8 protein-coding genes and 1 pseudogene are annotated in these 12,580 nt (G+C 68.5%); 7 read left to right on the forward strand and 2 right to left on the reverse strand.

What is annotated here, in order from left to right; translation table 11 throughout:
• Positions 1-39 precede the first annotated feature (39 nt).
• Positions 40-252: a hypothetical protein gene (locus ACFE8Y_RS00980; RefSeq protein WP_375462509.1), complete on the forward strand. Its 213-nt coding sequence runs from the start codon at positions 40-42 to the stop codon at positions 250-252.
• Positions 253-317: 65 nt separating this feature from the next.
• Here ACFE8Y_RS00980 and ACFE8Y_RS00985 read toward each other — a convergent pair whose 3' ends face one another.
• A complete protein-coding gene (locus ACFE8Y_RS00985; RefSeq protein WP_375462510.1) occupies positions 318-1,385 on the reverse strand; it encodes a hypothetical protein in 1,068 nt (355 codons plus the stop codon).
• A gap of 30 nt (positions 1,386-1,415) precedes the next feature.
• Positions 1,416-4,415 (reverse strand): penicillin-binding protein 1A, encoded by a 3,000-nt coding sequence (locus tag ACFE8Y_RS00990; protein WP_375462511.1) that lies wholly within the window; start codon positions 4,413-4,415, stop codon positions 1,416-1,418.
• Between the two features lie 261 nt (positions 4,416-4,676).
• On the opposite strand from ACFE8Y_RS00990, the gene ACFE8Y_RS00995 reads away from it, so the two are divergent.
• The 6 genes and pseudogenes from ACFE8Y_RS00995 (at position 4,677) to gyrB (ending at position 12,462) form a co-directional block, all read left to right on the forward strand.
• Positions 4,677-5,681: a hypothetical protein gene (locus ACFE8Y_RS00995; protein WP_375462512.1), complete on the forward strand. Its 1,005-nt coding sequence runs from the start codon at positions 4,677-4,679 to the stop codon at positions 5,679-5,681.
• A gap of 306 nt (positions 5,682-5,987) precedes the next feature.
• Positions 5,988-7,654, forward strand: a pseudogene (locus ACFE8Y_RS01000) (alpha-amylase family protein).
• A 55-nt stretch (positions 7,655-7,709) separates the two neighbouring features.
• Positions 7,710-8,075, forward strand: a complete 366-nt coding sequence (locus tag ACFE8Y_RS01005) for a hypothetical protein (RefSeq protein WP_375462513.1) — start codon at positions 7,710-7,712, stop codon at positions 8,073-8,075.
• A gap of 103 nt (positions 8,076-8,178) precedes the next feature.
• Positions 8,179-8,823 (forward strand): MBL fold metallo-hydrolase, encoded by a 645-nt coding sequence (locus ACFE8Y_RS01010; protein ID WP_375462514.1) that lies wholly within the window; start codon positions 8,179-8,181, stop codon positions 8,821-8,823.
• A gap of 7 nt (positions 8,824-8,830) precedes the next feature.
• Positions 8,831-9,805 carry an aldo/keto reductase gene (locus ACFE8Y_RS01015; RefSeq protein ID WP_375462515.1) on the forward strand — a complete coding sequence of 325 codons (975 nt, stop codon included), beginning with the start codon at positions 8,831-8,833 and terminating at the stop codon, positions 9,803-9,805.
• Positions 9,806-9,984: 179 nt separating this feature from the next.
• Positions 9,985-12,462 carry a DNA topoisomerase (ATP-hydrolyzing) subunit B gene (gene gyrB, locus ACFE8Y_RS01020; RefSeq protein WP_375462516.1) on the forward strand — a complete coding sequence of 826 codons (2,478 nt, stop codon included), beginning with the start codon at positions 9,985-9,987 and terminating at the stop codon, positions 12,460-12,462.
• Positions 12,463-12,580 lie beyond the last annotated feature (118 nt).

A 12,580-nucleotide genomic window follows, 5' to 3' on the forward strand; every position in this document is an offset into this window, starting at 1 on the left:
GGCCCGCCCGAAGCACCGTCCGACACCCCAGGAATCGCGATGCGCCTCACCCCCCTCGTCCTCGCAGCCGCCCTCCTCGCAGGGCTTTCCGCCTGCAACGGCGGCTCGGACACCCGCAGCGGCTTGGCGGAGACCTTCAACACCGACAATTATCGGCGCTCGAACGACACCAACGGCACTCAGACCCGCCCCGACGTGAACCGCGCCTACACGCAGCCGTCGCTCCCCTCGATCGCCAACCGCGGCTTCTGATCCCCTGACGGTTTCAGGCCGCCCCCGACCCGGCGGGATCAGCTCGATCCGCGAGCCCGGGGCGCTCAGCGCTTAGCCAGCGCGTCGGCGAAGGCCGTGATCCGGTTGCGAGCGTAGGTCGGCAGCCCGGCGCTGATCGAGGTGCCGGTGTTGAAGCTCGAATTGCCCATCAGCACCTGGGCCGGCAGCAGGTTCTTCAGCACCGGCACCCGGGCGTATTCCGCCTTGCGGTCGAGAACGTCGGCCTTGATGGCGAGCGCCATGTAGGTGGTGACGATGGTCTTCATCGGGTCCCCCGGCATCGGCTGGAGCACCGCCAGGAACTTGCCGAAGCGGAGGATCTGGTTGACCCAGAAGATCGTCTGTTCCAGCCCGCCGGTCGCCGCGGTGTCGACCTTCGTGAGCGGTCCGAGGGCGGCGGCCCGCTCCGGCGGCAGGATGCGCAGCTCGCTCTGGAAGGACACGAACTCGGCGATCTTCTTGGAGCCCCCTTCCTCCAGCTTGTTGGCGAGCTTGACGCCGAGCGGCAGCTTGCCCTCGAGGTCGTAGCGGGACTCGATGCAGACGGTGCCGGGCTCGCACCACGGCCGGTCGGGGCGCCGCGCGAAGGCGGCGGCCGGGTCCCGGGTCGGTGTCGCCTCGGCCGGGTCGAGCGCCCTGTGCTTGATCGCCGGGTCCATGGCCTGGACGAAGCCGAGACGCGCGAGCGCCGCGAGGTCGATCGCCTCCGGCGGCCGCGCCACGACGAAGCGCCCCTCGGCGACGTAGACCTTCAGCGCCTCGTGCCGGGGCTTGGCGACGCCGTTCACGCTCACGGTGTAGTCCGGCTCCCGGTAGCCGGGATAGGGCGCGAGCGCAGCCGCCTCCGCGGGCTTGGTCCGCACCCAGTCGAGGTAGGGCGTCAGGCCGTTCTCCGGCGCCGATGGGCTGTCGCGGCGGTCCGCGACCAGGATCGTGCCGGGCGTCAGCGTCGCCGGATCGACCGCCGTCACCGAGGGCACCTCCTTGATGCGCCCGGGCGCAGCGGCCATGCCCGGCTGCGCGAGGGCCTGCGCCGTGGCGGGGAGGGCGCCCGCCGGACAGGCGAGGGCGAGGAGGGCCGCGGAGAAGCGAGCCGGAAGCAGCGTCCGCACGTCGGGAACCTCGATGCGATGGGGGCCGTGTCAGTAGCGCGAGTCGTCGCCGAACAGGTAGTCGGGGTCACGGCGGCGCGGGCGGTCCTCGTCGTCGCCGAAGGGCGAGCGGGCGGTCCGGCCGGGCCAGGGCCTGTAGCCGTCGTCGCCCTGCGCCCGGCGGCTGCGCACTTGGGGCCGGAGGTCGCCGAACGGGTCGAGCAGGTCCGCGTCGGGCGCGCGGTTGCCGTCGGCGTCGCCCGCGGCGCTGGCGCCGTCCTCCGCGCCCGAGAGGTCGCCGTCCTCGGCGTCGGGCCGCATCGCGTAGAGGGTCTCGCGCGGCACGAGGCGGTACTGGGTGTCGGCCGTGCGCCCGTCGCCGCCCCGGCGGAAGTGCTCGACGAAGCCGCCGCCCGCGACGCGCTCGCCGCTGCGCGGGTCGATCGTCATGTCGACCAGCATCGGCCGGGCTTCCGGGGAGGGGGGCCCGAGCGGGGTCTTCGCCACGCCGTTCGCCCAGGCGGCCTGGAAGATGCTGCTCGCGATCGGCACCGCGACGTGCCCGCCGGTCTGGCCGCGGCCCAGCGTCCGGCGCGCGCCGTCGGCGTTGTCGTAGCCGACCCACACCACCACCGTGATCTCGTTGGTGAAGCCGGCAAACCACGCGTCGTTCTCGTTCTCCGAGGTGCCAGTCTTGCCGGCGACGTATTGCGAGACGCGCGAGAGCGCAGCCGCCGTGCCGTGATTGGTGACGCCCTGGAGCATGGTCTTGAGCTGGTAGAACGCGACGCGGTCGGCCGAGCCGATCCGGATGGGCTCGCGGGGCGCGTGGGCGTAGACGGCCTTGCCGTCGCGCTCGACGCTGTCCAGCGCATAGGGGGCAGGCCGCACGCCTTCGTTGGCCACGGCTGCGTAGAAGCCGGCGAGATCGAGCATCCGCACCGGCTGCGCGCCTAGCACGAAGGGGTAGTACGGCTCGCAAGCGGCGTAGATCTGCGCTTCGAGCGCGATCTCGCAGACCCGCTTGAGGCTGGCCGGCGCCTTGTCCGCGATCCCGCCCTGGAGCAGGCGCGCGGTGACGAGGTTCTTCGAGAATTCGAGGCCGCGCCGGAGCGTCGTCGGGCCGGAGCCGCCGCCCTCGTAGTTCTTCGGCGACCACGCATCGCCGACCCCGCCGATCGGCGGCAGGGTGACGGGTGCGTCCATCACCAGGGTGTTCGGCTGCAATCCGGCGTTCAGCGCGGCGAGGTAGGTCAGCGGCTTGAGGGTCGAGCCCGGCTGGCGCACCGCCTGCGTCACCCGGTTGAGCTGGCTCGCCGGGTACGAGAACCCGCCCGACATCGCCAGGATGCGGCCGGTCCGGTTCTCCAGCACGAGCGCCGCGCCCTGGACCGTCGGCTTCACCCGGATCTCGGCACGTGAGGCCTTGCCGTCCCGCAGCTTCACGCGGACCACGTCGTAGAGCTGGAGCCGCCCCCGCGCGATGCCGGGATCGAGGGACGCGACGCGCCCGTCCGCGAGGCCGACCCTCACCCCGTTGTGGCCTGTCTCCAGAACCACCGCGAGCGGCCAGCGCACGTCGTAGAGCACCGGCCGCGCGCCCTCCAGGGCCCGCAGCCATACGGGTTTCGTCACGGGTCCGGCCGGGACGGACGCCTTTCCGCGCGAACCCTTGCCGGCCGGCGGGACGGTGGCCGGCTTCGTTTCCGCACCGGTCACGCCGGGCAGCGCCTGCGGCGAGGCCTCGGGCGCGGCGGCCGCAATCTGCAGCTTGCGCACGCTGTCGGCGAGGTTGAACTCGGGTCCTGGAAACGTCTGGCGCCCCGTCGCCCGCTCGTAGTTGGCGAGCCCGTCCTGCAACGCGCCTTCGAGCGCGCGCTGGAGCCCGGCGTTGACCGTCGAGCGCACGGTGAGCGAGGCGGCGGTCAGCGCGTCGAGGCCGGCGACGGTGCGCGCCTCGCGGGCGAGGTGATCGACGAGGTAGAACCCGGAATCCCGCCGGGCGGTCTCGACCGGCTTCAGGCCGAGATCGGCGGTCACGGCCGAGGCCATCTGGCCTTCCGTGATCGCGCCCTCCTCCTTCAGCCGGGCGAGCACGTAGGCCCTGCGCTCGCGGGCGCGCTCTGGGTACTTGTCGGGGCTGTAGAAGTTCGGCCCCTTCGGCATGCCGGCGAGCAGGGCCGCCTCGGGGAGGGTGAGCTGCCCGACCGACTTCCCGAAATAGCTGCGCGCGGCCATCTCGATGCCGTAGGCGCCGCGCCCGAGGTAGATCCCGTTGAGGTAGAGCCCGAGGATCTGCGGCTTGGCCAGGATGCGCTCGAGGCGGGCGGCCACGATCATCTCGCGGATCTTGCGCTCGTAGGTGACGTCGTCGCCCACGGACAGGTTCTTCACCACCTGCTGCGTGATGGTCGAGCCGCCGGCCGGGCGCCCCGGCGAGGCGAGGTTGCCGATGAAGGCGCGGATCACCCCGCGCTCGTCGATGCCGTGGTGGCTCTCGAAGCGCTTGTCCTCGGCCGCGATGAAGGCCTTTTGGACGAGGGGGGGCACGTCGGCAATCGGCACGCTGAGCCGACGCCCGTTGGGCTCGAACGTCTCGGCGAAGGGCTGGCCCGACGCGTCGAGGATGCGGGTCAGGCCCGGCAGCGCCTTGTCCCGTAGGGCCTCGGCCGAGGGCAGGTCGGTGGTGGCGCGGTTGTAGAAGTCGATCACGGCGCGCGCGTCGAAGGGCGAGTCCTTCGGGCTCTCGCCCTTGCAGAACTGGCGGTAGCTCGTGTTGAGCTCGGCGATGTCGAGCCCGTGCAGGATCTTCGGAGCGTTCGCCCCCGCCACCGCGCTCGGGTCCTCCATCGCGGTGGAGATCAGCTCGTCGAGGTTGATGTCCTCGATGTCGAAGGCTTTTCGCATGTGCGCGCAGCCGTCGCGCAGGATCTGCACCACCTGCGGCCCGTCCGTCGCCGGGTCGAACTGCGTCTTCACCGCGTCCGGCCGGGTCGTGACTTGGCTGAGCGTCAGCGCCGTCGCGAACAGCTTGATCAGGATCGTGTTCATTCGGATCGGGGCACCGGGACGTGTCGGGTTTAGCAGCGCGCGTCGATCTTGGGCGCACGCGGCTGAACAGGGCGTGCACAACGCGGCGTTTTGACGACGGGCGGACGGAACAACCTGAGCGAGCGACGAACATTCGAAAATCAGTCGATAGGATCGTATTCTGTTCCAAATGTCACATTTATACAACACTTCGTACGGATCATAGATTGTATCCAAGTCATCGGCTGTGGGATGTCAGATCCGAACTCCGGACTAAACAACATGTCGAAGATCAATGCTTTGTGCCTCGCTCTGCTGGCATGCTGCCTCTCGGCCTGCTCGAGCTATCCGTTGCCGCAAGACGTTTCCGGCTTCGATACCGCCGCAATCATTGCGAACGTCCGATGCGAAGCACGCGATGCGGTGAGAGATGCGGTGATCGCAAATTTGAAAACCTTCAAGGAGCCTGTCTATCGCGACATGACCGGACCGGAGTTGGCGGAAGCACTGGAATACGGCCGAAAGCCATTCTCGGAGATCAGAATCGACGACCTGAAAGGCAAGGCATATGAACCGTTCAAGTATTATAGGAATACTCAAATTGCTTATGATTTTAGCTTGAAAGGCGACGTATCGAACACACAAGGCTTCGATCTCGCACTGGTACGCAATTTCGGCCTACGCAAAGACACGTTGGGCTTCAAAGACAGCAGCGAACGCCAGCGCCAAGTCACACGCGGATTCTGGGCGTGGGACAGATTTGAGACAGTCATTAATATTCCCAATGCATATTGCGATAAAGCAAAAATAGTCAATCTTGTCTATTCTATAACAGGATCGATGCCCATTTACGATCTCATATCGAACTATATTTCTGCAAACAATCTCGAAATCTTAGCGAAACCCAAAGACGCTGGAAACGTCCGTGGAACCGAGGAAGCCCCTGCCATCCCGCAAATGGGGGACATCATCAGCTTCAGGACGAAACTGGTTGGAAACATGACCCCGACATTCAACTACAATCCGATTGGATCGGGACTTCTCGTCTCCAGCCTGGCTCTGACGAACGAAAACTACCGGGAAGATACGCACATGGTGACGGTCACGGTCAGTACCGCGCGGGAGGCGGTCATCGGCCGTACGCGCGCCGGGAAAGCGGTCAAACAACAGCCGACCGATGACGAGCGTCTTCTCACGGCACGGGCATCGATCGACTCTCAGAGAGAGCGCCGATTCCGGGATGCGGTCATCGATATCGGCGAGGGCATCTCACGTCTCAGTCGGTGAACCTACCCTGGGAAGGATCCCACGCGTATTCAAGAGGACCGATTTTCGGATTCGCGCTGCCGAAGCCTCGACCGGGCTTTGGCAGCGCGTTCGGCCTCGGGCGCTCAAACGCACACTAGACCGGATGAATCAGACGTTGCGATAACGCGATCATGATCGGCAAAAATAATGTCTTTCGCTTTTCACGATTGGCCTTAACCCCTGAGCACATCGTAACCGCCCGCAGCAATCGATCTCACCGCGTCGGCGTTGACGCACAAGGCGTTGTCGACCAGAGGAGGGGGCATTCCTGCCGGCGGGCGCTGCATGATCAACGACCTCTGGTACAAGAACGCCGTCATCTACTGCCTGTCGGTCCGCACCTTCATGGATGCGGACGGCGACGGCATCGGTGATTTCGCCGGGCTGGAGCGGCGGCTCGACTACCTCCAGGGGCTCGGCGTCACCGCGATCTGGCTGATGCCGTTCCAGCCCTCGCCCAAGCGCGACGGCGGCTACGACATCTCGGACTATTACGGCGTCGATCCGGATTACGGGTCGCTCGGCGACTTCGTTGCCTTCACCCACGCCGCCAAGCAGCGGGGCTTGAGGGTGCTGATCGACCTCGTGGTCAACCACACCTCCGACCAGCACCGCTGGTTCCAGTCCGCGAGGCTCGACGCGGATTCGCCCTACCGCGACTGGTACGTGTGGTCGAAGGACAAGCCGGGCAACGCCGGCGAAGGCATGGTATTTCCCGGCGTGCAGGAGACGACCTGGACCTTCGACGACAAGGCGGGCGCCTACTACTTCCACCGCTTCTTCGACTTCCAGCCGGATCTCAACACGGCCAATCCCGCCGTGCTCGCCGAGATCCTCAAGATCATGGGCTTCTGGATCGAGCTCGGCGTCTCCGGCTTCCGCATGGACGCGGTGCCCTTCGTGATCGCCAAGAAGGGCGCCGACGTGAAGGGCGCACCGGTCGAGCAGTTCAACATGCTGCGCGATTTTCGCGAGTTCCTGCAATGGCGAAAAGGCGACGCGATCATCCTGGCCGAGGCCAACATCCTGCCGGGCCAGGACCTCGACTACTTCGGCGACGACGCCGACCGCGCGCACATGCTGTTCAACTTCCAGGTCAACCAGGCGACCTTCTACGCGCTCGCCGCCCACGACGCCCGACCGCTGGTGAAGGCGATCGCGCGCACGAAGCCCCGCCCGCTCTCCTGCCAGTGGGGCATCTTCCTGCGAAACCACGACGAGCTCGACCTCGCCGCCTGACGGAGAAGCAGCGGGCGCTGGTGTTCGAAAAATTCGGACCGGAGACGGGGATGCAGCTCTACGACCGCGGCATCCGCCGCCGGTTCGCGCCGATGCTCGACGGCGACCCGCGCCGCATCCGGCTGGCCTACTCGCTGATGTTCACGCTGCCCGGCACGCCGGTGCTGCGCTACGGCGACGAGATCGGCATGGGCGACGACCTGTCCCTGAAGGAGCGCGACTGCGCCCGCACGCCGATGCAGTGGACGGGCGAGGCGCACGGCGGCTTCACCGACTCGGACAGGCCGGTAACGCCGGTGATCGACCACGGCCCCTACGGCTACGCGCACGTCAACGTCGCCGACCAGCGCCACGGCCGCGACTCGCTGCTCAACTGGATGCAGAGCGTCATCCGGATGCGCAAAGAGGCGCCGGAGATCGGCTGGGGCGACGTGACGGCCCTCGCCACGGGCCGCCCGAGCGTGCTGGCACTGCGCTACGACTGGCGCAACAACGCGGTACTGTGCGTCCACAACCTCGCCCCCGGCCCGGCGGAGATCAGCCTCGCGACGGGCATCGACCCGCCGGAGGGCCGCCTGCTGATCGATCTCCTCACGGGCGTGCGCAGCGAGGCCGACGCGGAGGGGCGTCACGGCCTGTTCCTCGAAGGCTACGGCTACCACTGGTTCCGGATCGGCGGCCTCGACGCGCCGCTGAAGCGCAGCCCGGCCTGACCGACCCCTCGCCTGCGCGCGCCCGGCGCGGTAGGCGGGGGCAGGAGACCACGCCATGATCAAGAAGCATCTTGCGTCCGACGCGACGCTGGCGGACGTGCTGCCCGGGCTGGAGGACGGGCCGGCCTACCTGGGCCACGTGCTCGCCACGATGCGGATGTGCCAGAAGCACTACGGCGACGCCTGGGTCCGCATCGGCGTGACGGGCAAGGCCGGCACGCCGTCCTACCGGATCGACCGCCCCGACCCGGCGTCGGACTCCGCCGCCGGAACCGCCGTGTTCGGCGCCTACGGCGGCAAGTCGCACGACCGGTTCACGCCGATCAACACGGCCGAGACCCGCTGGAGCAGCCGCGCCCTCGGCATGGACGCGATGCTGAAGCTCCGCGACGCCCTGCGCCGGCCTAGGGACGAGGACTGAACGGCCGAAGGCCGAAACGGACGGCCGTGGTGCCGCGTGCCGCGATCTGCGCTAGAACACCGCTCCGAGCGCCCCGTGCGGCGCGGTGAGCCATGGGACGACGATGCCAGGAACGCCCCGCGTCGGGATCATCCCGGTCACGCCCTTCCAGCAGAACTGCACCCTGATCTGGGACGAGGCCACGAAGGTCGGCGCCGTCGTCGATCCCGGTGGCGACCTCGACCGGATCGAGGCGGCGATTCGAGAGCAGGGCGTCACGGTGGAAAAGATCCTGCTGACGCACGGGCATATCGACCACGCCGGCGGCGCGGCGGAACTGCGCGAGCGGCTCGGCGTGCCGATCGAAGGCCCGCACGAGGCCGACCGCTACCTGCTCGATTCGCTGCCCGAGACCGGCGCCAATTACGGGATCGACGACGCCCGGGCCGTCACGCCGGACCGCTGGCTCGACGAGGGCGACGCGGTGACGGTCGGCCCGCTCGCCTTCGACATCCTGCACGCCCCCGGCCACTCGCCGGGCAGCGTGGTGTTCGTGAGCCGCGACGCGCGCTTCGCGCTGGTCGGCGACGTGGTGTTCAAGGGCTCGGTCGGCCGCACCGACCTGCCCGGCGGCAACCACGACCAGCTCATCCGCGCGATCCGGGAGAAGGTGCTGCCCTTGGGCGACGACCTCGCCTTCATCCCTGGGCACGGCCCCACGGGCACGCTCGGCGAGGAGCGCCTGACCAACCCCTTCCTTCAGGCCTGAGAGCATCATGGACAAGCGCCCGATCGGCCGCTCCGGCCTCGCCGTCGCCCCGCTGTGCCTGGGCGCCAACGTCTTCGGCTGGACCGCGGACGAGGCCACCTCGTTTTCCATCCTCGACCGCTTCGTCGAGGCCGGTTTCGGCTTCATCGACACGGCCGACGTCTACTCGCGCTGGGCGCCGGGCCACGCCGGCGGCGAGTCCGAGGCCGTGATCGGCCGCTGGTTCAAGGCCCGCGGCGCGCGCGACCGGGTGGTGCTCGCGACCAAGGTCGGGATGGATATGGGGGCAGGTCCTTCGGGGGGGAGCCGGGTCGGCCTCGCGCCGGCCCGCATCGCGCAGGCCTGCGAGGCGTCGCTCCGGCGCCTGCAGACCGACCGGATCGACCTGTACCAGTCGCACGCCGACGATGCCGGGACGCCCCAGGACGAGACGCTGCGCGCCTACGAGCGCCTGATCCGGGACGGCAAGGTGCGGGCGATCGGCGCCTCGAATTTCTCGGCGCGGCGCCTGGGTGAGGCGCTCAGCCTCTCCGAGCGCGAAGGCCTGCCGCGCTACGAATGCCTCCAGCCGGATTACAGCTTGGCCGAGCGCGGCTACGAGGCCGAGCTGGAACCGCTCTGCCGGGCGGAGAACGTGGGCGTGATCGGCTACTTCTCCCTGGCCGCGGGCTTCCTCACCGGCAAGTACCGGGCGGCCGGGTCGGCCGCGGGCCGCGCCCGCGAGAACCGGGTCGAGATGTATCTCACGCCCCGCGGCTTCGCGCTGCTCGACGCCCTCGACGCCGTGGGTGAGGCGCACGGCGCCACCCCGGCCCAGGTCGCGCTTGCCTGGATCATGGCGCGGCCCGGCATCACCGCGCCGATCGCCAGCGCCACCTCGGTCGCCCAGCTCGACGAGCTGATCGGCGCGGCGCGCGTGAGCCTGTCGGCGGACGCGATTGCCCGCCTTGATGCCGCGAGCGCCGGAGGCATCCGCGCCTAACGCGACGTTAACGCGAAGACGCCGGCAATCCACCGTCGAGCTTGGCCGTGTCGGGCCCGGAAACGATGCAATCTCAAGGCGGAACGCCTATATGAGGTGGACTGAACGAATCGCAGGTGCGGGCGCCCCCGGACGGGCGCAGGAGCCGCGTGCTCAGCGCCGCCTGCCCGAGGACCTTGATGGCTGACAATTCCCGGACCGACCTACCTCCGACCGATCTGCCGCTGGCCGAGTTCGTCGATGCCTACGGCGCAGAATCGATCCGCGTGCTCAAGGGCCTCGATGCCGTGCGCAAGCGCCCCGGCATGTATATCGGCGACACCGACGACGGCTCAGGGCTCCACCACATGGTCTACGAGGTGGTGGACAACGCCATCGACGAGGCGCTCGGGGGGCATGCCGACCTCGTGACCGTGACGCTGAACCCCGACGGCTCGTGCACGGTGTCGGACAACGGCCGCGGCATCCCCGTGGACATCCACAAGGAGGAAGGCGTGTCGGCCGCCGAGGTCATCATGACCCAGCTCCACGCCGGCGGTAAGTTCGACCAGAACTCCTACAAGGTCTCGGGCGGCCTGCACGGCGTCGGCGTCTCGGTGGTCAACGCCCTGTCGCAGTGGCTGCGCCTGCGCATCTGGCGCAACGACCGCGAGCACACGATGGAGTTCCGCCACGGCGATGCCGTGGCCCCGCTCAAGGTGCTCGGCCCCGGCCACGGCCGGCGCGGCACGGAGGTGAGCTTCCTGCCCTCCACCGGCACCTTCACGATGATCGAGTTCGACTTCGCGACGCTGGAGAAGCGCCTGCGCGAGCTCGCCTTCCTGAATTCCGGCGTTCGCATCGTGCTGACCGACGCGCGCCACCCCGAGCCGAGGCGCGAGGAGTTGTACTACGAGGGCGGGATCGAGGCGTTCGTGCGCTACCTCGACCGCTCGCGCAAATCCATCGAGGGCATCGTCAAGCCGGTGATGGTGCGCGCCGAGCGCGAGGGCATCCGCGTCGAGGTCGCGCTGTGGTGGAACGACTCGTTCAACGAGACCGTGCTGCCGTTCACCAACAACATCCCGCAGCGCGACGGCGGCACCCACATGGCGGGGTTCCGCGCCGCGATGACCCGCCAGATCACCGGCTACGCGGAATCGTCGGGCATCGCCAAGCGCGAGAAGATCACGCTCACCGGCGAGGATTGCCGCGAGGGCCTGACGGCGGTGATCTCGGTGCAGGTGCCGGACCCGAAGTTCTCCTCGCAGACCAAGGACAAGCTCGTCTCCTCCGAGGTCCGTCCTGCAGTGGAGAACGTGCTGAACGAGGGCCTGGCGAACTGGCTGGAGGAGAACCCGGCCCAGGCCCGCTCGGTGATGAGCAAGGTGATCCTGGCGGCCTCCGCCCGCGAGGCGGCCCGCAAGGCCCGCGAGACCGTGACGCGAAAAGGCGCGCTCGACATCGCCTCGCTCCCGGGCAAGCTCGCCGATTGCCAGGAGCGCGATCCGAGCAAGTGCGAGATCCTGCTCGTCGAGGGCGACTCGGCCGGCGGTTCGGCCAAGCAGGGCCGCGACCGGACCTTCCAGGCGGTGCTGCCGCTGCGGGGCAAGATCCTCAACGTCGAGCGGGTGCGCGCCGACCGGATGCTGGGCTCGGCCGAGATCGGCACGCTGATCACCGCGCTCGGCGCCGGCATCGGGCGGTCCTCCACCGACCGCGAGGGCTTCAACCCGGACAAGCTGCGCTACCACCGCATCATCATCATGACGGATGCGGACGTGGACGGCTCGCACATCCGCACCCTGCTCCTGACCTTCTTCTTCCGGCAGATGCCGGAGCTGATCGAGCGTGGGCACCTCTACATCGCCCAGCCGCCGCTCTACAAAGCCGAGCGCGGCCGCAAGGCGCTCTACCTCAAGGACGAGCGCGCCCTGGAGGACTACCTGATCGACCAGGGCGTCGACGGCGCGACGCTCACGCTCGCCTCGGGAGCCGCGTTCTCGGGGCCGCAGCTCAAGGTGCTGGTCGAGGAGGCGCGCACCTTCCGCGGCATCCTGCTGGGGCTGCACACCCGCTACGACCGCTCGGTGGTCGAGCAGGCGGTGCTCGCGGGCGCCTTCCGGCCGGAGGCCGCCGAGCACGTCGGCGAGGCCGAGGTGCTGGCCGACACGACCGCCAAGCGCCTCGACGCCATCGCCGACGAGATCGAGCAGGGCTGGCAGGGCGAGGCGTTCGAGGGCGGCTACCTGTTCGGCCGGACCTTGCGCGGCGTCCGTCAGGTCGCGACGCTGGATGCCGGCCTCATCGCCTCGCAGGAGGCGCGGCGCCTGAACGACCGGGCCGACGCGTTGCGCGAGATCTACGGCGAGCCAGTCACGTTCTCGCGAAAGGGCGAGGCGACCACCCTGCACGGGCCGGCCGCCCTGTTCGAGGCGGTGATGGCGTTCGGCCGCAAGGGCCTTCAGCTCCAGCGTTACAAGGGCCTCGGCGAGATGACCGCCCAGCAGCTCTGGGAGACGACGCTCGACCGCGACATCCGCTCGCTGCTTCAGGTCAAGGTCAAGGACACGACCGACGCCGACGACCTCTTCGTCAAGCTGATGGGCGACGTGGTCGAACCAAGGCGCGAGTTCATCCAGGAGAACGCCCTGAGCGTGGCCAACCTGGATGTCTGACCGTTCTGGGTGGAAGAGATCCTGCCAACGAAGAAAGCGAATAAGCCTATCTCTGAAAGCGATTGAACGAAAAACACCACCGGATGGCTATGGGCGACCTCGTTCGGTGAGCCATGTT

The sequence above is a fragment of the uncultured Methylobacterium sp. genome (genome assembly GCF_964242245.1).
Lineage (GTDB): Bacteria > Pseudomonadota > Alphaproteobacteria > Rhizobiales > Beijerinckiaceae > Methylobacterium.